This window comes from Pseudomaricurvus sp. ABR4_320 (assembly GCF_056159445.1).
This window is the reverse complement of sequence record NZ_JBSWVF010000004.1, coordinates 498744-518539: the sequence shown is the minus strand read 5'-3', so window position 1 is coordinate 518539 and position 19796 is coordinate 498744. Positions and strand designations below refer to the sequence as shown.

Genomic DNA, 19796 nt, shown 5'->3' with positions numbered 1-19796 from the left:
GGTCTTAAAAATTAACAATCAGACCAAGGCCGATTGTATCTGTGTCTTCGGTCGCTGAGCCGATGGAAAGTTCATTACCATCGTACTCCGCGACTAAAGTGAGGTTATCGTTAAAGTTATAGAACCATGCAAATTGCGTTGCTTCCATGGTCCACTCTGCGGCGGTATCGACTTCGGTTTCACCGTAAGAGGCAACCAAACGGGACTTACCAAAAGTGTAAGATCCTTGAAACAGATAGCCATCGGTATCCACTTCATCGCCATTTTCAACGATCAGGTTAGTCAGCCCCAGCCCAGCATCGGTACCGGCTCCCAACAGAAAGCCTAAACCCTCACCAGTCACACCAGATGCGTGCAGAGACAAACCACCAAATTTAACTTGAGCGCCATAGGACAAGCCGTTGGACTCAATTGTGCCATCGACCTCACTGTCGGTTTCCTGTGATAGGAAGCCCAACCATGCGGTCACTGAACCACCATCGTATTCAGTACTGTAGGTGAATTCACCTTCAAAACGAGGCAGACTTTCTTCGCTGGTACGACCAGTGCCTCTATCCGTTGGCGCCGTGTTGCCCGGATCGACGATACCCAGTGCGACTTTAAAGCCACCCATATCCGGGGAGCGATACGTAATCTGGGCATGCGGGAAAGGGTAAAAATAACCCGTGCCAATATTACCGAAAGATACGCCCTGGCCATCGATCAATCCGAGCGTATCATTGACGTTCCCATAACCCATCAACATTTCATCAAGAAAAATATTGCTGCGACTAAAGAGCGTAAAATCTTTACCAATAAGAACCTGACCCCAGTCGGCATCGACAGTCCCGTAGAACTGACGAACATCAATACCCGTGCTGGTCAGATTGGTATCACTATCGTTAATGGTGACCCAAAAAGAGGAACGACCACCCAGTTTTAGGTCTCCCACCTGCTTACCAAAGTTAAATCCAATCCAGTTGGGTAGGAAACCCATTTTTACGCGAGCCTGGGAGCGATCGGTTCCTAAAATTTCGTTATCGGAATCACTCTGAACGTAAAAGGTATTGAAAGAACCGTCGACGGAAAACGTGGTGTCTTCCTGGTCGTATAGAGTAATCGCTGCGCTTGCCGGAAGACTGGCTGACATGGCCAAAAATAATCCGGAAACCGATACTCTGCAGGTGCTTATAGTCATTATTTGCCCTCTATTTTTCATTTGATTATTGTTAGATGTCGAGAGGCTCTAGTGACGGAATTCATCTGGTTTCACGGCGTCCAGTGAATTTTATTCCGGCCCGGCCCACTCTGCATGGCAGTATGCTGGCCGGGATCTTCAGGTAACAGTATTCGTTCTATGGTTTCAGACTACTTCTTTGGCCGAAGATTTTTTACACCTTAAGAAGTACTACCAACGAAGGACAAAAAGAGAGGGAATTTGGTAAGTTCCGCTGCGGCCAATACCAACCTGCGCAGACATTACTTATCGTATCAACCGCCCAAAATCCGCCGAACCAACGGCGAATTTTTGGGCAGAATTAACACACTAGAAGCGTAGCTTCACGCCCACCCACGCGCCTCTGGGCGCGCCGGCACCAAGAAACACCGGAGACGTCCCTTCTAGAGCGTCAATAGCCTCGCCAGGATCTTCTCCCAGCAAACCAAAGTTCTCGTACTCGGTATCAAAGACATTATCCACCTGTAAAAAAATCGATAATTGCTCAGTCAGCTGATACCAGGCATTGAGATCCACGATGCCGTACCCATCAACTTCATCCATTTGATTACTTTCATCTCCGCGTAGAACCTGACTGGAATTTGCCAGAATATCAATGGACGCATAAAGCGCATCGGTGAATCGGTAACCTGTGGAAAACTTCAATTGATGGTCTGGAATACCGGGTATACGGTCTCCCTTACTAACTTGGATTTCTCCCGCATCGTCGGCGTCGGGATGGTTCGGACTTAAGACGGCGAGAGATGAATCGAAGGTGGCATCAACCCATGCGTAATGCAGAGACCAATCCAGCGCGCCGACATCCCCCGCCAGTGAAAACTCAATCCCCTGGCGCTTGGTTGCATCAACGTTGGCAAAAAGTCCCGTCGAGCGACCGGTGGACTGAAACAGAATATCGTCGCGATTACGCGTCACGAAGCCGCCCAGGGTATAATTCATGGATTTCCACACACCTCGAGTGCCGACTTCAAAACTTTTCGCCACCACCTGTTGCAGCGGCGGGTCGGCAAGAAAGGCGTTGGGTAATCGACATTCAAAGTCGATATCATCCGGATCATCACCACGCGCCTCAGCAAATTGCCGGGCCACTTCAAAAACGCCCTCATTGCACGAGAGCTCAATGGGTGTCGGCGCTCGGGAAGACTCACTGTAGGACGCGTAGTAGAACTGCTCACTGGCCGCCTGATAGTTTAATCCGACAGAGGGATTAAAACGGCTAAAGCGGTGATCACCGTTCAACTCAGGACGCTCTCCAGATTGATCTCGTAAGGTAACGTCCGTGCGATTAAAGCGGCCCGCTATTGTCATGGTTAAAGCATCGCTCAAGCGCAGGGTATCCGCAATGTACAGGCTGCTGGTTTCATTTTCTGTCGCAACTTCAACCGCTTGATCATCCAAGAAAGTTCCGGTTCCCAAGCCTGCGGTGCTGCGTGTTACTGGATCAATATCCGACAGTTCGGTAACCGAGGTAAAATCACTTTCCCCTTTTAAATATCCGATACCGACGACCAAACTGTTGTCATAGCCAAAGAGCTCATTCAGAAAGGTAACTTGTGAATCAAAACCATAGCTTTCCTGATCCCGTGAGCTGATGTTATTAATGGCCTCATCAGACCACTCAGCGCCGGCTGGCAGATCCTGACTGATGTCCTCCAGCTCGAATTCCTCTGGATCAAGCCCCGCCGCTTCGGCTCTGGCCTCAATCAATTCTTCGAGATCATCAAAGCTGGTTACGGTATCGACACCGCCGTCACAAATATCATCCAGATCTATGCCCAAATCTTCCAGCGCATCCTCCTGCTCTTCCGCTTCATCCAGCAGAGCTTGTTGACCACCGGCGAAGGTACATTCTTCCAAATCCGAGCCATCCCCGTTAAACGAATCAGTATCGATAGCGCGGTAGAAGGCAGAACCGGCAAACTGGACAGAATCGGAAAAAAAGTGAAAGCCGTCCAACGTCACCATACGCATGTCATTTTCAGTAATGTCCGGTGCGGTGAAAATTGCGGCGCGATCTATATCCAACAATGCCGTTGGCGATGCTCCGTTGCCCGTAAGATCACTGCGACCGCTTTGCAGTGTGAGATTGACTGCGGAAAGGTCATCCTGACGCCAGCTGACTGTCGCCAAACCTCCCCAGGTATTCGACTCGGAAAGATCCCGCCAGCCATCTTCCTGCATGCCGTTAAGATTGACATACAGACCCCAAACACCATTATTCCAACCGTGCTCCAGGGAGCCACGCTGCCGATCCCAGGAACCGCTGGAGACCTCCAACTGCGTACCTTGAAAATTAAACCCGTTTTTCATTTCAAGCGTGATCGCGCCGCCCAGAGTGTTCAGCCCGAAAATGGGATTGGCGCCACTGATAAGAGTCATCTCGTTGACGGCCGACAGGGGAATCAAATCCCAACTCACTGAGTCCCCCAAAGGTTCGTTGAGCCGAGCGCCATTTTGGTAAACCGCCATGCCCTGAGGTAACCCCAACAACGGGGACGCCGTAAAACCGCGAAACTGTAAATCCGGTTGGAGTGGATTGTTCTGGGCAGAATTGATGGAAACACTGCCCAGTTTTGAATTGCTGAAATCGGTGAGATCGATCGCCAAGCTTTCATCCAACTGCTCAGCTGTCGCGCGCTGAATTGCAAATGGCAGTCGCATCATATCCGGAGTCAATCCCCTTACCGGTGATGGCGCAACAACGCGGACTTCCTCAATATTTTCTGCCGCAACCCCCGCATTGGCAGCGATTAACAGCGATAGTGGTAACTTTCGCCATAAAGCAGGACACCATGACGTCATAATCTTTTCCCTTGTTATTATTTTGTCTCAAATGTAGTCAGCTTTTTTAAACTGATCTTCCGTCGCAGTATCCCCCAGGGAATTTCGAAAGAAAACGGCCTTACGAAAATCCGGGAAAAGTTCCCTCCCCCTAAGGGATGACGCCTCTCATCAAAGAGTCTGATTGCCACGGCACCGAGGCTTGCTACCATCGGTTTTTGACACAAAAATTATAAGAAGACCTGTTTATGTCGTACAGAATGTCAGCAACCGTTGCCGGTTACTGGCTGTTGTGGGTTGTCCTGCTGTGGAACCTCGCTCTGCCCAGTTACGCCACCCCGGAAACCATTCCGGAGAAGATCGACGACGCCGCGCTTGACGCGCATATTTACAAACTCTTCCCCACCGCGACCCGTATCGAAACACCAGACTCAGAAGCGCCCGTCTGGAAAGCTTATCAACTCAATGAATTACTCGGATACGCCTATCGCAGCAACGATTATGTTGACTTACCGGGTTTTTCCGGTGATCGCGTCAACTTATTGATTGGCTTGGACCTTCAGGGAGACATTACCGGCATCGATGTTCTGCATCACCACGAGCCCATCTTTCTCCATGGATTGGGACCACAACCCATGCTGGATTTCATTGCCCAATATCCAGGTCACAAGGTCTCAGAGCGCATCATTGTCGGCCATGGTGACAGCAGTGACGACAGCGCCACGTATTTTGATGGTGTGACAAAAGCGACCGTTTCCGTAATCGTGATTAATGACACCATACTGTCCTCTGCACTCAAAGTTGCACGAGCACGATTGGAAGCCTTCGCACAACAGGCCCCGGCAGAGGTGAACCCTGAGGTATTCACCCCGCTGAGCTGGCCCCAGCTGCTAGAACAAGGATTGATAAAACGCTGGGAACTTCCCGGCCCGGTGCTGGAAGAACAACTGGGACAGGCCCTGGACGACTACCCTTTTGAAGGTGACGAAGACACCTATCCCGAAGACGGTATTACCGTTTTCTACGCGTATCTGAATCCGCCCACGGTCGGCCGTAATTTCCTTGGCGAAGACGAATATCAAAGAGTGATGGACGCCATAAAACCCGGCCAGCATGTATTGGCGGTTTACTCCCAGGGCTATCTGGATTTTATCGAGGATGACTTTCGTCCGGGAACCGCGCCACAACGCATCGGCCTGACGCAAAACGGCCTACCGTTGCCGCTGAGGGATATGAATACCTACGACCCCTCTGAAGACGCCCTACCGACATCCTTTCAGGGTGAGCCCAATGTACGGCTATTCGCGATTAATGGTCAGACTGGCTTCGATCCCAGCGCTCCGATGGAGCTCAATCTCAACCTGATCTTCGCCCGCAATCCACTCATCAAAGACTCAGCGCACTATACCGATACCTATCAGCTGCCGGCAGAATTCTTTACGACCGTCGACATTGACGCCAATGCTCTGGCGAGTCGCCCCCTGTGGATGCAGATCTGGGAGCGGCGTCTAGCGGAGATACTGGTGCTTGTCGCCGGATTGAGCCTTCTGACGGTAATGTTCTTCCGCCAACGTTGGCTCACCCGTCATTCACGCCGCACACATCTGTTCCGTTGGGGATACCTGGCTTTTACGTTGTTTTTTATCGGCTTTTATGCCCAAGGCCAACTGTCGGTGGTGAATATCTACACCCTACTGTTGGAAATCTATAACGGCTTCAGCCTCGATGTCTTTCTGCTCGATCCAATCATCTTCATTCTGTGGGTCTACACCGCCATCAGCCTGATTCTGTTTGGCAGGGGACTCTTCTGCGGCTGGCTGTGTCCGTTTGGAGCCCTACAAGAGGCTGTCGCTTGGGTGGCAGAAAAATGTCGCATTCGACAGATTAAAGTGCCCAACCGCTGGCACCGGCGGCTGATCTGGCTGAAATACGTCATCTTGCTCGGTCTGGTGGCTACCGCGTTTGTCTCTTTGCGGCTGGCAGAACAGCTGGCTGAGATCGAGCCGTTTAAAACATCAATCACACTGGTGTTCGTGCGTTACTGGCCCTTTGTACTCTACGCACTGTTACTGCTCGGTGCCGGCTTGTTCATACACAAATTTTACTGCCGCTACCTGTGCCCCCTTGGCGCGGGACTGGCCATCGCCGGCAAATTCCATCTGTTTAATTGGCTGGATCGTCGGCAGGAATGTGGTTCACCCTGCCAATTGTGTCGCCACCGCTGTGGCATCAATGCGATACGCAGCGACGGCAGAATCGACTACAACGAATGTATTCAATGCTTGGAATGTGTGGTGATTTTACGCGATGACGACCAGTGCGCACCGGCACGAGTCGCCAAGCGGAAATCTCAGGAATCGACAGGCGTGGTTGTACTGCAACCGGTCAAGGATGTTTAGGCTTGCGACGACCTTCCATCATACCCGCCAGGGCGATAATCAATACCGCAACACCTCCGATTAATAAGCCAACGCGCGCCATCTTTCCTACGATAGCCACCAGACCGTAATCCAGGTCAGCGATTACGCCCTGACGCTCACCATCAAGATAGGTGCGCATTTGCTCGTCACGGTATTCCAGAGTTATGCGCTGAGGTTGCCCCCATGCCACCGGAAAATCTCGCAGTCTCATACCGGAAAGCATGCCGCTGGACCCAGTCGCCCGTCCACGCCAGCGAGGGAAATAGCCGATGCCCACCTGGTCAATTGAGAGATTGGCGTCGTTACCAGCCCCCGACCAGCTGAACACCCGGGCTGGTCGACGTCGCTTGGTGGGATCGGGCAGGAACCACGCATCAACCAGGACGACGTCCGCCGCTTTAATTGCATGACAGAGATCGCGGGTATCCTGATTTAGAAATGAGCCGCGACCTTGGGTCAGGCTTAAGGATTCGGTGGCGCCCTCCAGATCCGGGAGATCACACTGGGGATTACTGGAACCGAGATCTGCTTTTAATACCTCACTGCCCGCAGTGATTTTCAGACACTCGAGCTTACCCCGCCAGGGATTACTCCCGTCCGCCTCACTGGCCAGCGTCAACGGCAGATTACAATCCCAGTTTGATAAGGGGCGCGCAGTAAAATAAGGAATCAGGACGATAATCGGAACGACAAGGGTAGCCAACAGGGCGAGCGGCCAGAGACTCAATAAGCGTTCGCGAGTCACCTTCCACGCCACAAAACGGATGCCAGCAAAACCGCCAATTGCCACGCCGGTACAGTTGGCAAGAAAATCGGCCACACTCATCTGTCGGTGAAACATCGACTGCAGCACTTCAATCGCCCCACCCAGCGCGATAATCAAGCCCAAAGCAATCACCCGAGACCAAGAGCGACGCGCCACATGAACGGCGGCAAACGCCCAGAGTGCGTAGGCCGACGTGTGATAAAACTTATCGAGAGGACCCGGTTGCAACTGTGGACTCAACGAGGCGGCACCGATAACTCCACCAACCAGACAAAAAACAACAAAAAACAGGGGACGACGCATTCACTACTCAGTGCAGACTCACCGCCGGAGGTTGCCAGCGAGACCATCTGCCAAATTTAAAGAAACAGCTCTGCCATTGATAATCAAACAATAGCTCATCAGCGGCATGGTGGAGTCTAGGCCACCATTATGACCGTGGGGCTATTGACCGCGAGACAGCGCTTCTGGTTCGTTACTTCGCTGAAATGAGAATTCACTTGTCAAACGAGGTAATCCGCCCCCTGAAGGATTACTGTAGGAAATCGGGATAAGCCTGTAGCTCAGCGAGCAGTCGTTGCTTGCGGTTATCCGCCAGATAGCTCGCCTCAAAAGCATTGGCCAACAGTTGCTTTACCTGCGCCCCTGACAAAGGAAAAGCACGCGCCAGGGCAGAGAAATTCTCCGAGAGAAAACCGCCAAAATAGGTGGGATCGTCGGAATTTACCGTGACCTTCACCCCCAGCGTCAGCAGCTGTAAAAGATTGTGTTCGGCCATGGTGTCGAACACACGCAGCCGCACATTGGAGAGAGGACACACGGTCAAAGGAACCCCCATTACCACCAAACGACGCAGGAGTTCTCGATCCTCAATGCAGCGAACACCGTGGTCAATGCGTGAGACCTGCAACCTATCCAACGCCTCCCAAATATAAGAAGGCGGCCCCTCTTCTCCCGCGTGGGCGGTCAAAGCAAGACCAATGTCTCTGGCTCGCTCATAGAGACGCGCAAACTTTTGCGGCGGGTTACCCACTTCAGAGCTGGCCAGGCCAATGGCGACAAAATCGTCGTACCAGGGCTCTGCCAGATTCAAAACGTTGAGGGCATCTTCTTCCGGTAGATGGCGCAAAAAGCTCAAGATTAACCCGACAGATATCCCCCAATCCTGACGCGCCTCGTGTATTGCCCGGCGAAATCCTTGCATCATCGCCGCCAAAGAGACGCCATTGGGCAAGTAGGTCTGAGGTTCCACCATGATTTCAGCGTGGCGAATATTTTCTTCGTGACAGCGAAGCAGATAATCTCGCATCAACCAATAAAAATCGCCTTCATCTCTCAGGACTGATGCGCCGAGATAATAGAGATCCAAAAAGCTCTGTAAATCAGTAAAGTCATAGGCCGCTTCAACGTCAGCAATGCGACTGTACGGTAGCTTGACGCCGTTCTTCTCAGCCAGCGACAGCATTCTGCCTGCCTGTAAGCTGCCATCAATGTGCAAGTGCAACTCGCACTTTGGAATACCCTTTAACCAATGATCAAATGCTGCTGACATGGTTTTTCTCCCGATTTTTTTGCATGCTAACACCGGCACTAAAAGCTCGCGAGCATCCCCCCCCCGGGGGAGTCAGTTACAGGATGCTTTACGCTTTTCTTAAAGCTTGCAGCAATTGCCGGGATTTCTCGGTGGAAATCGCCTCATCAGCGTAGTACCAACGCTCAAAATAGCGGGTGATATCCCCCAAAACAGAGCTTAATTGTGGCGCCTCAGTCACAACACGCGCCCGAAAACGCTCCGCCGACTCTCCCGGCAGGCGCTTAAAGCCACGTTTGCGCAATTGGGTTTCCACCCGCAGATAAAAGCGTTGTGCCGGCGTTAGAGGCTGTGGTCGGTTATGCCACCAGAGATGCAGAATCATAATGGCCAGCGCCAGCGAGCCACAGACCAAAAGAAAAACGGCGACTTTGAACGGATTCAGATGCCCAAGCAAGCGCTCTAGAAACGCATTACGGGTATTGTCATCGAAACCTAGGACCGCCCTGTCCCAACGATACTGTATGGCGTCCCACTGTAACCTCAATTTTCCCACCAAAGGGAACTCCCGATAACGACCCAGTGACGCCAAACTTTCCACCTGTTCTGGAAACGCATCGCCAAGGCTGCGCTCAATTCTCTCTGGCGCCACCGCAGCGGTGGGATCCACTCGTGTCCAACCACGCCCTGGCAACCAGACTTCGCTCCATGCATGCGCATCGTACTGATGCACCACCACGTAGTTTTCAAGGGGATTATATTCCCCGCCCAGATAGCCTGTTACGACTCGGGCTGGGATCCCTGCTGCGCGCATCATCACAACAAAACTGCTGGCAAAGTGTTCACAGAACCCGACTTTGGATTTGAACAGAAAGTCATCGACACTGTGGTAACCGAGGGTTGGTACTTCAATGTTGTAGCGGAATTCTTCGCGGAACAATTGCAAGACGCGGTTGATATACGCGCTCTCGTCGGCGGCTTCACGGCGCCAGCGCCGCGCGAGATCGACACTGCGAGGGTTCATCCGGCGGGGCAGATAGGTTTCAAACTGTCGCCGCCAAACGGGCAGGTTTTCTGATTCCAGGCGATACTCCAATGCGGAGGACACCCGGTACTGAATTCGCCGGTTCACGGTTTTTTCACTCACCAGCGTATAGTCTCGGTTCATTCCCAACACGCGGTCATCACTGGCGGCAAAGTCAGTCACCAATGGCAGGCCGAACAACCAGGGCTGCTGTGTCGGCTCCAGAATAACGCGATAATTCAGCGTTTTTCCATCGGCCCGCTTTGCGTCCATCCAATAGGGCATTTTCTGCCCCAACCAGGCGACGTTACTGCCATCGCGATAATAGTCCACCGGCCGCGCTGGTTGCCAACTGCGACCATCAAAGCGGGAAAAAACCGGCCCACGCCAGTAGAGCTGCGAAGCCGGTGGCCGCTCGCCTTCAAACGCAACGCGAAAAGCGACACCCCCGGATTTTGACAGTGCACTGAAGTCTCCCGGCGACATACTGTCAGAGATGCCTGTCACCGATGATTTCACCTCTTCAGGAACCGCCCATAAAGGATCCAACCGTGGCACCACCAAAAACATCAATAACATAAAGGGAATGCTGTGCAGCAACAGACGACCACTCAAGGCAGCGCTGCGTTTTGGGTTGCGGTTGTTTGGCGACTGGTGAATAACCAACAATGCTGTGGTGTTACACCAAAGGCAGAGCAATGCGTAGAGCGCTACCGGCAGAGATTGGATAAACAAAAAGTGGACAGCGATCAGAAAATACGTCAGCAACACCAGCAGAATGGCATCACGCCGCTGGCGCATTTCCAGCTGCTTGAGTAGCACGGCACAAGTCAGTAGCGTGACCATGGGCTCGATCCCGAAAAACCGGGTAAACGATATCATCAGGCCACACAGACACACGCCGATAAGTGCCAGGCGGGTTAACGTTGATGGCATCTGCCAGGCACCGCGATACACCTGCAGCTTCCAGAAGAAGACAATCAATGCCACAGCGGTTAGCCACAGGGGTAATTGAAACAGTAGCGGTGTCACCGCGAGTGATTGCGACGCCAATAACCAGGGAATACTGTTACGCAGTAGCGGTGGTGATTTTCGGCTGGACACCGGATACTCCTTCTCCCCGACTGGATAGCGATTCCTTGCCGTATAGCGCCAGAGCCTTCAGCAGTTGCCGACGCTGCTCATCGCCAGTGGCGGGACGAATGTCACAACCTGGCATGACAAGACCACAGGCCCGACCTTCAGAACTGAATTGAACGACCCAGTAGCTCAAGACCGACAAACGCTGCTCCACCTCCAGATTGATCAATCGCTCCCAATCCAACTGCACACTGGATGCCGCAGGTGAGACATAGTCTTTACTGAATAGGCCCTGGCCTCGGGCAAAGTGCTTCCAATCGATGTGCTTAATCGACATTCCCGGTTGATAGGGCCGCAGACCGAAGAAATCATCACTGCCGGCCACCTCACGCAAATCGCCTTCGCTGTCGGCACGCCCGCCCAATGGCGGCTGATAACTCATGACAGGTTTCGGATAAACCAAAATGTTCCGCTGGCAACCCAGCCAGGTCCAACAGCGAATCAATCCCAAAGGAAAGACGCTCTGCATTCGAATGCGTGGAATCTGCTGCCACCCTCGCTCGCTGCCGCCAACCAACAGATTCACGGTTGTACTGTCTTCGTCGAGCAGATCCAGGCGAGTTCGGGATTTATCTTGAGTTTCGAAGAAGATGCTCTCCCGATTGCCGCCTTTATCTCGACTCACACGAACCCGCAGCTCTCCCTGTTCACCAGCAAAACACGGAGACACACGCACAAACTCAATCCGCAATCCCGCCAGAGTCAGAAAGGTGTGGTATATACAGACCACCATTACGCTTAGCATAATAAAGCTAATCGACAGCACCAGGTTGTTCTGGTAATTGGTACCTGTTATCCACAACAGTAGCGCGGTAAAAAGATAGGACCAGCCTGCTTTCGTCGGTATGACCAACAAGTTGTGGCGATTGAGCACAATGGCATCCGCACGGGGAATACGTCGATCCAGCCAGCGGCCATAGTAGCGCCGACCAACTCGTACCAGCCAAAGTTGACTCCACCAAACCTTAAAAATACCGCGCAGGCGTTGCATTCGTAACATGGCATTAACTATAACCTAAACCGGAGACGTCGCCAGCACACATGCACTATGACGATCACTCAATAACCATATGCTCAATTCTTATCAAAGACCCCAAATGCCACGAAATAAAATCTAGCAACGGCGTCAAATTCAACTACACTTTCTACTATTCTTACTGTGAGCCGACCTTACTGTCAGAACACTGACACGTCAAAAGGTCAATTTGGCTTTCTCTATCGGGATGGATTCTGGTTACCAAGGCGTGGATTTGTCACCGCCGCGATGCTGGTGTGCCCTACGAGATTGTCACGCTAGGCCACATAGTTCCTAAGAGACTGTTTCCGCTACCCTCAGCTCAATTGTCAAATTGGGTGAGGAGCGATACGGCAAAAAGGAAGACCGGTCTGAAGGCGTTAAACCTCAGAATGTTTTATCTGATCAGCGGTTAAGATATGCCCATATTTGTGGTTCACGATGCGCAGGGACAGGTGGTACGCTCCGGTTGCTGCCTGCTAGAAGAAGTCACTGAACAAGCGTTATTTCCCGATGAAGTATCCCGGGAATATACAGAATTTGTCGATGGGAATGATAAGTATTGGAATGCCATATGTCGGCAGTTTCTGGACCGGCCAGTGTTGCAAATCAATCAGTCTCGCCAGTGTTTGCAAGCCGATGGTGACGACACTTTGAGATTCTCGAACCTCCCCTACGGGACGATGGTCACCATCAATGAAGACAGTCAGCGGGTCGCCAAAGGCTTTTTCTGTTTTAGTACCGATATACCCGGTCATTATGAGATAACCTTTGAGCGCTTCCCCTACCGGACGATGAGTGTCAGTGTCATTGCACTGCCTAAAGAAGAGCCTCCACAGATACTGGCCTTACCTGCACCAATGAGCGACTGACAGCGAACTAACGCTGTTCAGGCAAGTCCAACTCAACCAGCGCTTTACCTATTGTCGCACCGGACATGAGTCGACTGAACGCCATCGGCGTATTGGCAATTCCCTGGGTGATATCCTCGACAACTTTAATGTCACCTCGATGCACCCACTCCGCCAACTGGTCCAGTGCCGCAGGCACTTTGTCCTGATAGGTAAACAGTAAAAAGCCTTGCATTGTCAGCTGGCGCGCAACCACTTCCCAGAGATTGGTTATCGGGTTAGGGTTTTCGGTCTGATTGTAGTCGGCAATCATGCCGCAACACACGATACGCCCCTGTACCTTCATCGTCAGCAGCATGGCATTTAGAATGTCGCCACCGACGTTATCATAGTAGATATCCACCCCTTCCGGCGCCAACCTAGTTACCGCTCCGGCGAGGTCCTCCGTGGTTTTATAATTGATCGCCGCATCAAAGCCAAAATCCCGAGTGATCAAGTCGGCCTTTTCATCGCTGCCAACAAAGCCAATGACTTTACAATTGCGCTGCTTGGCAATCTGACCGACCATACTGCCAGTGGCACCAGCTGCGGCACTGACGACGACCGTCTGCCCCTCTTTGATCTGGCCAATTTCATGCAGGCCAACGTAAGCGGTGGTTCCAGACCCACCCAACGGGCCCACATAGTAGGACAGAGGGATGCCCTCTTTTGGCGTTAACTTTTCCAGCAACAAGGTCTGACTGTCGCAAACCGAATAATCCTCCCAGTGATTGAGGGAAAAAACGATGTCACCTTCTGCAAAATCTGCATTGCGGGATGCGATCACTCGGCCAACACTCGGCCCACGAATCACGCCATTTAAGGCGATAGGCTCAAAATAGTTGGCCTTTCCCTCCAGCCAACCTCGAATAGCGGGCTCCAGTGAAAAATACAGATTCCGGAGCAAGAACTGCCCGTCGGCAATCTCTGGCATCGGGGTTTCAATCATATCGAAATGGTCTTCATTAGGAACACCATAAACATAAGACCGTAAAACGATCTGACGATTAGCCGGCATAATGTAATCTCGTTTTAAATCATTATTTTTAGGAGCAATAGCGGGAATGGGAAAAACCTGGATGCTGCGAATCCAAGCCATCCGCAAACATTGGCGAATCACCTGAATCGCTAGCAGGAAAGCGCTGACAGCCATGCAATAAAAATGTCAGGGATTGAATTCGCCAAACGTCCTCTTGTCTGGTAAGCGTAAATTGATAGCGTCCAAAAAGTAGATCATCAACCAACGCCCCCTGCTCATCTGCAGCACGTAAGTAATTCACAAGTCCGACTTCTGCGGTGGCAGTACAATCACTGACTGAAATCGACTGAGCGGAAAAAAGATGTAATCGCCGTAGGTATGAATCTTCCAACGCTTTTACCCACGGCAGAAAATCCTTGGTCGAACCTTGCCAAATTCCAAAATCAAAATGCGCGTCATCTTCAAGAATACGCGTTAACGTCTGCCAATCTTTCCAATCCACGCAACGGCTGTAGGCTTCAAGAACTGAGCGACACTGAGCCTCTGAAATCAAACGTTGGAAAACTCGATACTCTTCATCAGAGAGAGAATGCATGACAACACCACCTCCAGGACATCAACAGCATGCTGCCCTACCAGTTACCAGGCAGCCGCCTCTTCAACAACCTGCGGTCCACAGAGCCAGTCACCGGTCACGGATATTGCAACAGAGGCGCCTTTAGGCAGATCTGCTCCGACCTCGGGCTCTGTCATCATGATACGATCTGGCGCCCATACGGAACCTTTTATTTCTTTGACGGATCCCAATTCAAGGCCAACTTTGGCAAGCATCTCCTTCGCTTTTTCAATGCCTTTACCCCGGATTTCCGGGACATAAGCACGCTCTGGATTTTCATGAATGGGCAACACCCGTGCAGCTTCTTTCTCCGCTTCTTCTCGAGCAGCATCCTCATCAAACTCTGGACCGTGATAGTCAATTTCCCAATCGAATGACATCATGTTTTCAAGGATCGATGGGAGATAAGGTGTCATGCGAAGATGAGCCCAGTGGGACATGTAACGCTCCATCGCCTCGTAAGAATCGACATCACAACAGTTCGCAAAATCAAAATCCCCACTGTGAAAGCGATGCCCGGTCACACACTGGCCGTGGCTGTAGTCCCGAATTTCTGGGTTTAAGTGCGGGAGTTTTTTCACTTCGGCAATAAACGTATCAATATCTTCCTGACGGGCGTCTTCTTTGAACTTTATCATGACAATATGACGAATCATTGCATTGGCCTTCCGTTATTATTATCCGTTTAAAACCGCTCATCTTCCGCTCACTGGCAACATTGGCGGAGGAATAGATGATGAAGGGTGACAACCGCATCCTTCAAACGGGCAGCAATGTTGAGCGATGAAAAATGGTGAACGATGAAAAAAGACTATCAGATGGAAGGAAAGGGCGTACAGAGTCCCGCGCACAATCCTATCGTATTGTATGTTTTTATGCAGGAAGGTCTTGGAAAGGTTGGCAATCCCACGCCCTAGAAAAGCTGAATAACCTCTGAAGGACGTTGCCAACCCTAGGCGCGCATAGGTGCTTGCTACTTCAGCTAAATTGATTCGTTCCCCAAACGCCACTGATGGCAACTTGCCGCGCCTGATCTGGCTCCATATGGCGCTCTTTAATGGCGGTTAAAAAAGCCTTCAGCCCCTCTTCTGCCGCTTGACGGTTAGGAAAGGGACCGACGTCAACCCCCTCGCGAGTGGCAAAAAACCATTGGTCATCAACGAGGAAATAGCGCTCGGATCGGAAGTGGGTTTTGTCAGATTCACCCCGTCGCACAGTCATAGGCAATGCCCTTTGGCAGAGTTTACGAGTAATTGGGAGCAAGTATCGTAACTGCCATCCGTAACTCAATGTACGACGCCTATTCTCTTACTGACTAGTGTAGCAGATTCATCACAAGGGATTAGAGATAGCCGCAGAAGCTCTAGTGCCTGTGGTTAGCACCCGCACGCTGGGAAGCCAAAATGGCGTCAAACTTATCACCATTAAACGCCGCCAGGTCCAGATATTCTTTTACCAGAGCATACCAGTTAGGATCACCACTGGCGCGAAACTGTTCCAGAGCCACCAACAGCAGCTTGGCGGCAGCACGCTGCTCACGCCTCTCTCCCTCTTCATAGTGGGCGACAATATCGTTGAAACACTGATCAACACGCTGCATAGGATTCATGGCAAAACACCTGTAACACGAATTAACCAATCAGCCTAAAACAATTACATGACAATTTATAGATATGGACCAACCCTCAAAGGATGTCGAGGGCGAGTTTGCGCGCCTGCTCTGGCGTGAGGTAACGCTCGTTTATAGCGCCAAGAAACACGGACAGACCTTTTGCAGCCTGCTCCTGACTGGGATATGGCCCCACCGAGAGAGCCTCCCGGGTTACAAAAAACCAGTCGGAACCGATATTAATAAAGCGATCAGAACGCTGTCGCTGCTTGGAAGAACTTTCTCCTCGGCGAATAAACATGACATTCATCTTATCCGTAAAATGTGAATACCAGGAATTGTCTGAAAGTCTATCGAACTTACCGCTTACATGAAATAGACCGTACCCCAGACGCCTTTGATGGCAAGATCCCGCGCCAGCTCCGGTGAACAATTGTTTTCAGAAACACATTTCAAAAATACGTCCAGGCCTTCCTGCGCTGAGTTACGATCACCGTAAGGGCCGACATCAACCCCCTCTCGAGTGGTAAAAAACCACTGATTATCGATAACAAAATAACGGTCGGAGCGGTACCAAGTTTTCGGTTTTTCACCAGCGCGAACATGCATAAATGAGCAATTACCATCCAGCAGTAGAGGGATAATAGCAGCCAGTCGATGACGACTTGCTGACAGCCTTCTACCAGATGTATAGCTCAAGCTACTCAATATACAAGTTTTTGACGCCAGATAACAAAGTAGCGAAAAAATATTTTAACGACAGTGCGCACGATACTGGGCGCGCAACTCCCGCCGCCTTGACTTAAGACGCGCCCCTTTACTTGCGGTATAGCCAGCCCTGAGCTGCGCCTGGATATGGTGAATACGTAACTGGATCGATTGGCAGGCGGGAGATTTTGCGTTGGATGCACCGACGAGAACGGCTTTTCCAGCCGTTGATTGTTTTATGCGGCTACTGCGTTTTGGCGGCTTTATGCGTGACAAGTTGAGATTTGGTGATATCTGCAGGTTTTCCTCTGCGTAGGCTTGAGCGTCACGACAGGAGATAGTCATCTGCAAATGCGCCCCGGCATTTTTATCTTTACGATACCATTCTTGCCAACGTTTACAGGTTGCCAGCATACGTTGATACACCGCCTTTTTCTGCGTGGCCTCGGTGCCGGAAACATGTGTTGGTTCTGGCGTCGCCTGAACGCAAACTGGGAATATAATAATCAGCACCAGTAGACGCCACGGATATTTGCCTGCTGATATCGTCTTACCCGTATGAATCCAAAGCTTTCTCAAACCCGCCATAACACATCCCTGTCGATCATCAAAACCGTCACATTGCGTGAAGATCTGGGACAATGGCCTCTTAGATCCCGAATTGGTATCCGCTAAAAGTAGACTCAGACATTCGCAATCCGATGTTAATAGGCTAACTAAGGCATAGGGGCTAGTCCGCTCTAACCTTGTTACGCCGCGCCGTCGAGCAATCCTGATCGGACACATTGAAGCGATTGACCATCGACTGCAGTTTACAACCCAAGTTTTTAACGTCTGAGCCGACGCGGTTTGCCAATTCCGAACAGTCTTCCGCGCGCTTAAAGTTTGCTTTCATTTCGGAGTACATCTGGCTGATTTGTTCGAAGTTGTTTTGTTGACTGTGAACAGCGGCCGAAATCAAGCCAACGTGACGAGTAATAACCTGGGTGGCTGCCGACACCTCATTGAGTTCTTCACACGAGGAAATAACCAACTGACGGGATTGTTCAGTACCCTCGCTGCCCCGACGCATCAGGTTGACCACGTCTTCGGTTCCGCTCTGAATGCCTTCGACCATATCAACAATCTCCTGTGTCGACTGGCGAGTCTTAGAAGCGAGCGACCGAACCTCATCCGCAACGACCGCAAATCCACGCCCCGCCTCCCCCGCCCGAGCTGCCTCGATAGCGGCATTAAGTGCCAAAAGATTGGTTTGTTCCGAGATACTTTTAATCACGTCGACAATAACAGCAATGCGATCGGTATCGGTTTTAAGTCGGTCAATCGCCGAAACCGTTTCTCCGATATTTCCCGCCAAGGCTTCCATGGAATGTTGCAAAGACGCAATCAGCGACAGCGCCTTTTTGACGACTTCATCCCCGGTTGCAGATGCGCTGCTGATCTCTTCGAGCTCCCGATCAACCGCTTGCGTCGATTCGTGAGTGGCAATCAGGCAATCATTCACACGATCGGCCTGGGCTTGTTGAACGTGGGTTAACGACCCGAGTTGCGTATTGATCTCGCCAAGGTCTTGCGAGATAGGAATCATACGTACAATCGATTTTAACAGCTCTGAAAATGTCTCATCCAGATAGGCAATAAACTGGTTGATGCCTTTTGCCAGATCACCAACCTCGCCACTGCCGGCAACCTCCAGACGCTGTGTCAGATCTCCGCATCCTTGGGAGAGATTTGATACGGTATTCACCGTTCTGCGCAGAGGTCGGGTCAACAGCGCTGCCGCGATGTAACCGAGCAAACCACCGACGCACAAGGCTACTGCACAGCTGGCAATCATTGCCAGAAAGTTTCGCTGGGTGATATCTTCAACAGGCGCCAGAGCCTCGCTCTGGTCAATTTCACTCATTACCACCCAGCGAAGTCCGTTGATATCCACGGGCTGATAGGCAGACATGACCGCGACACCTCGATAGTCAGGGAAGACATCAAACCCCGTTTTACCCGCCATCGCAGCCTCGGAGCCTCGGGTTTTCACACGCTGCAAGCCTATCGAGGTCTGCTTATTTTGCATCTGCTGGACTATATCTGCGCCGACACCGATATCAATTTGTGATTGCGCGAACGCGCTCGGGTCCTCTAACAGAAAGCGACCATCACTGCGCATGGTGAAGTCTTCACCCACCAGGTAAGTTTCGCCGGATTCACCCAGCCCCGACGCCTGCCACTGGCGATGATGAGTCATTACTGCGTTTATCCGGTCTACTGGCAGCTGAAAAACCAAAACCCCCAACAGGGTTCTTCCCTCATAAATTGGCGATGAGATAAATGACGCCGGCGCATTGTACGATGGTAAGTAAGGGGAAAAATCCGTAATAAACGTGTCGTCCGGCTGAGTGGCCGTCAGGGCTTTTTTATACGCAACACCAAGCCCGGACGAGGCATAAGGGCCGGTCTTTAACGAGGTCGCAAAATCCAACTCTTTGAAAACGGAATAAATCACATGACCACTGGCGGCATCGACGAGAAAAATATCGTAGTAACCGAACGCTTGCTGGTATTGGCGAACGACCGGATGAATGCGCTGATGAATTCTGTCGTAACGGGTTCCGGCGGCCCCCGCGTTTAACTTGTCTTTTTCACCCAACGGAAAGCTGTTTTTGCTGATATAGGACGACTGCAGAGCAATGGCTGGCTGACTGAGTTTCAGCATCTGCGCTACCGGACTCGACTGTCCGGCATTTAAAGCAGCAAATCGTTGATCAAATTCGGCGCGGTAGTAGTTTTCCAGCACGACGCGATCGGCACTGCCGGTATAGGTCTCCCGAGAAAATTGGAAGAAGGTCTCCTGCAGATCCTTCATGGCATCCACGACCATAAGATCACTGGAAAACGTGATCACCTGTTGTCGGATATCTTCAAAGTAACCGGTGATTGACTGGGCGGTCGTTTCCCGGATCGCCGTCAGTTTATTCTCCGCCTCGCGGGTCAGCGCCTTTTCCGCCGCCTGAGTAGAAATATGCGTCAACACCAAGCTGACAAGGAGCGTCGGCACGAACGCCAGAAAGGTGCCCATCAGGATAAGTCGAGTCTGAAGCCGCATG

General features: G+C 51.4%; 17 protein-coding genes. 2 read left to right on the top strand and 15 right to left on the bottom strand.

Features of this window, described 5'->3' with window-relative positions:
• Nucleotides 1-4: 4 nt before the first annotated feature.
• Complete coding sequence (locus tag ACXAFR_RS11300; protein WP_475176770.1) at nucleotides 5-1129, bottom strand: porin; 1125 nt, start codon at nucleotides 1127-1129, stop codon at nucleotides 5-7.
• Nucleotides 1130-1525: 396 nt separating this feature from the next.
• The gene (locus ACXAFR_RS11295; protein ID WP_475176768.1) at nucleotides 1526-4018 is read right to left on the bottom strand and encodes a TonB-dependent receptor; all 2493 of its coding nucleotides are present in this window, start codon (nucleotides 4016-4018) and stop codon (nucleotides 1526-1528) included.
• 227 nt (nucleotides 4019-4245) lie between these two features.
• Here ACXAFR_RS11295 and ACXAFR_RS11290 point away from each other — a divergent pair, with 227 nt between their 5' ends.
• Entirely contained in the window at nucleotides 4246-6396 is a 2151-nt protein-coding gene (locus ACXAFR_RS11290) for a 4Fe-4S binding protein (protein WP_475176766.1), read from the top strand.
• Here ACXAFR_RS11290 and ACXAFR_RS11285 read toward each other — a convergent pair.
• From ACXAFR_RS11285 to ACXAFR_RS11270, 4 genes are all read right to left on the bottom strand, one after another.
• Nucleotides 6383-7486: a VanZ family protein gene (locus ACXAFR_RS11285; RefSeq protein ID WP_475176763.1), complete on the bottom strand. Its 1104-nt coding sequence runs from the start codon at nucleotides 7484-7486 to the stop codon at nucleotides 6383-6385. The genes ACXAFR_RS11290 and ACXAFR_RS11285 overlap by 14 nt on opposite strands.
• A 229-nt stretch (nucleotides 7487-7715) precedes the next feature.
• Nucleotides 7716-8735 carry an adenosine deaminase gene (locus ACXAFR_RS11280; protein ID WP_475176761.1) on the bottom strand — a complete coding sequence of 340 codons (1020 nt, stop codon included), beginning with the start codon at nucleotides 8733-8735 and terminating at the stop codon, nucleotides 7716-7718.
• An 88-nt stretch (nucleotides 8736-8823) separates the two neighbouring features.
• Entirely contained in the window at nucleotides 8824-10842 is a 2019-nt protein-coding gene (locus tag ACXAFR_RS11275) for a transglutaminase TgpA family protein (protein ID WP_475176759.1), read from the bottom strand.
• A complete protein-coding gene (locus ACXAFR_RS11270; RefSeq protein WP_475176757.1) occupies nucleotides 10808-11878 on the bottom strand; it encodes a DUF58 domain-containing protein in 1071 nt (356 codons plus the stop codon). The genes ACXAFR_RS11275 and ACXAFR_RS11270 overlap by 35 nt, the downstream gene beginning before the upstream one ends.
• A gap of 434 nt (nucleotides 11879-12312) precedes the next feature.
• On the opposite strand from ACXAFR_RS11270, the gene ACXAFR_RS11265 reads away from it, so the two are divergent.
• Nucleotides 12313-12765, top strand: a complete 453-nt coding sequence (locus ACXAFR_RS11265) for a hypothetical protein (RefSeq protein ID WP_475176755.1) — start codon at nucleotides 12313-12315, stop codon at nucleotides 12763-12765.
• A 7-nt stretch (nucleotides 12766-12772) separates the two neighbouring features.
• Here ACXAFR_RS11265 and ACXAFR_RS11260 read toward each other — a convergent pair whose 3' ends face one another.
• From ACXAFR_RS11260 to ACXAFR_RS11220, 9 genes are all read right to left on the bottom strand, one after another.
• Entirely contained in the window at nucleotides 12773-13801 is a 1029-nt protein-coding gene (locus ACXAFR_RS11260) for an NADP-dependent oxidoreductase (protein WP_475176754.1), read from the bottom strand.
• 28 nt (nucleotides 13802-13829) lie between these two features.
• Nucleotides 13830-14357, bottom strand: a complete 528-nt coding sequence (locus tag ACXAFR_RS11255) for a nuclear transport factor 2 family protein (protein WP_475176751.1) — start codon at nucleotides 14355-14357, stop codon at nucleotides 13830-13832.
• A 44-nt stretch (nucleotides 14358-14401) separates the two neighbouring features.
• Nucleotides 14402-15034: a Dabb family protein gene (locus ACXAFR_RS11250; protein WP_475176750.1), complete on the bottom strand. Its 633-nt coding sequence runs from the start codon at nucleotides 15032-15034 to the stop codon at nucleotides 14402-14404.
• A gap of 322 nt (nucleotides 15035-15356) precedes the next feature.
• Nucleotides 15357-15599 carry a DUF6316 family protein gene (locus ACXAFR_RS11245; RefSeq protein ID WP_475176747.1) on the bottom strand — a complete coding sequence of 81 codons (243 nt, stop codon included), beginning with the start codon at nucleotides 15597-15599 and terminating at the stop codon, nucleotides 15357-15359.
• Nucleotides 15600-15741: 142 nt separating this feature from the next.
• Nucleotides 15742-15987, bottom strand: coding sequence for a hypothetical protein (locus tag ACXAFR_RS11240; RefSeq protein WP_475176745.1), 246 nt, complete (start codon nucleotides 15985-15987; stop codon nucleotides 15742-15744).
• A 76-nt stretch (nucleotides 15988-16063) separates the two neighbouring features.
• Nucleotides 16064-16288 carry a DUF6316 family protein gene (locus ACXAFR_RS11235; RefSeq protein ID WP_475176743.1) on the bottom strand — a complete coding sequence of 75 codons (225 nt, stop codon included), beginning with the start codon at nucleotides 16286-16288 and terminating at the stop codon, nucleotides 16064-16066.
• Nucleotides 16289-16353: 65 nt separating this feature from the next.
• Nucleotides 16354-16686: a DUF6316 family protein gene (locus tag ACXAFR_RS11230; protein ID WP_475176741.1), complete on the bottom strand. Its 333-nt coding sequence runs from the start codon at nucleotides 16684-16686 to the stop codon at nucleotides 16354-16356.
• A gap of 54 nt (nucleotides 16687-16740) precedes the next feature.
• Nucleotides 16741-17283, bottom strand: a complete 543-nt coding sequence (locus tag ACXAFR_RS11225) for a hypothetical protein (RefSeq protein WP_475176739.1) — start codon at nucleotides 17281-17283, stop codon at nucleotides 16741-16743.
• 142 nt (nucleotides 17284-17425) lie between these two features.
• Complete coding sequence (locus tag ACXAFR_RS11220; RefSeq protein WP_475176738.1) at nucleotides 17426-19795, bottom strand: methyl-accepting chemotaxis protein; 2370 nt, start codon at nucleotides 19793-19795, stop codon at nucleotides 17426-17428.
• Nucleotide 19796: the final 1 nt, after the last annotated feature.

Bases quoted from the DNA above. Each gene is read 5' to 3' on its own strand.
- ACXAFR_RS11300 (WP_475176770.1), bottom strand. From the start codon at position 1,129: ATGTCAGCCAGTCTTCCGGCAAGCGCAGCGATTACTCTATACGACCAG.
- ACXAFR_RS11295 (WP_475176768.1), bottom strand. From the start codon at position 4,018: ATGACGTCATGGTGTCCTGCTTTATGGCGAAAGTTACCACTATCGCTG.
- ACXAFR_RS11290 (WP_475176766.1), top strand. From the start codon at position 4,246: ATGTCGTACAGAATGTCAGCAACCGTTGCCGGTTACTGGCTGTTGTGG.
- ACXAFR_RS11285 (WP_475176763.1), bottom strand. From the start codon at position 7,486: ATGCGTCGTCCCCTGTTTTTTGTTGTTTTTTGTCTGGTTGGTGGAGTT.
- ACXAFR_RS11280 (WP_475176761.1), bottom strand. From the start codon at position 8,735: ATGTCAGCAGCATTTGATCATTGGTTAAAGGGTATTCCAAAGTGCGAG.
- ACXAFR_RS11270 (WP_475176757.1), bottom strand. From the start codon at position 11,878: ATGTTACGAATGCAACGCCTGCGCGGTATTTTTAAGGTTTGGTGGAGT.
- ACXAFR_RS11265 (WP_475176755.1), top strand. From the start codon at position 12,313: ATGCCCATATTTGTGGTTCACGATGCGCAGGGACAGGTGGTACGCTCC.
- ACXAFR_RS11260 (WP_475176754.1), bottom strand. From the start codon at position 13,801: ATGCCGGCTAATCGTCAGATCGTTTTACGGTCTTATGTTTATGGTGTT.
- ACXAFR_RS11255 (WP_475176751.1), bottom strand. From the start codon at position 14,357: ATGCATTCTCTCTCTGATGAAGAGTATCGAGTTTTCCAACGTTTGATT.
- ACXAFR_RS11250 (WP_475176750.1), bottom strand. From the start codon at position 15,034: ATGATTCGTCATATTGTCATGATAAAGTTCAAAGAAGACGCCCGTCAG.
- ACXAFR_RS11245 (WP_475176747.1), bottom strand. From the start codon at position 15,599: ATGACTGTGCGACGGGGTGAATCTGACAAAACCCACTTCCGATCCGAG.
- ACXAFR_RS11240 (WP_475176745.1), bottom strand. From the start codon at position 15,987: ATGAATCCTATGCAGCGTGTTGATCAGTGTTTCAACGATATTGTCGCC.
- ACXAFR_RS11235 (WP_475176743.1), bottom strand. From the start codon at position 16,288: ATGTTTATTCGCCGAGGAGAAAGTTCTTCCAAGCAGCGACAGCGTTCT.
- ACXAFR_RS11225 (WP_475176739.1), bottom strand. From the start codon at position 17,283: ATGGCGGGTTTGAGAAAGCTTTGGATTCATACGGGTAAGACGATATCA.
- ACXAFR_RS11220 (WP_475176738.1), bottom strand. From the start codon at position 19,795: ATGCGGCTTCAGACTCGACTTATCCTGATGGGCACCTTTCTGGCGTTC.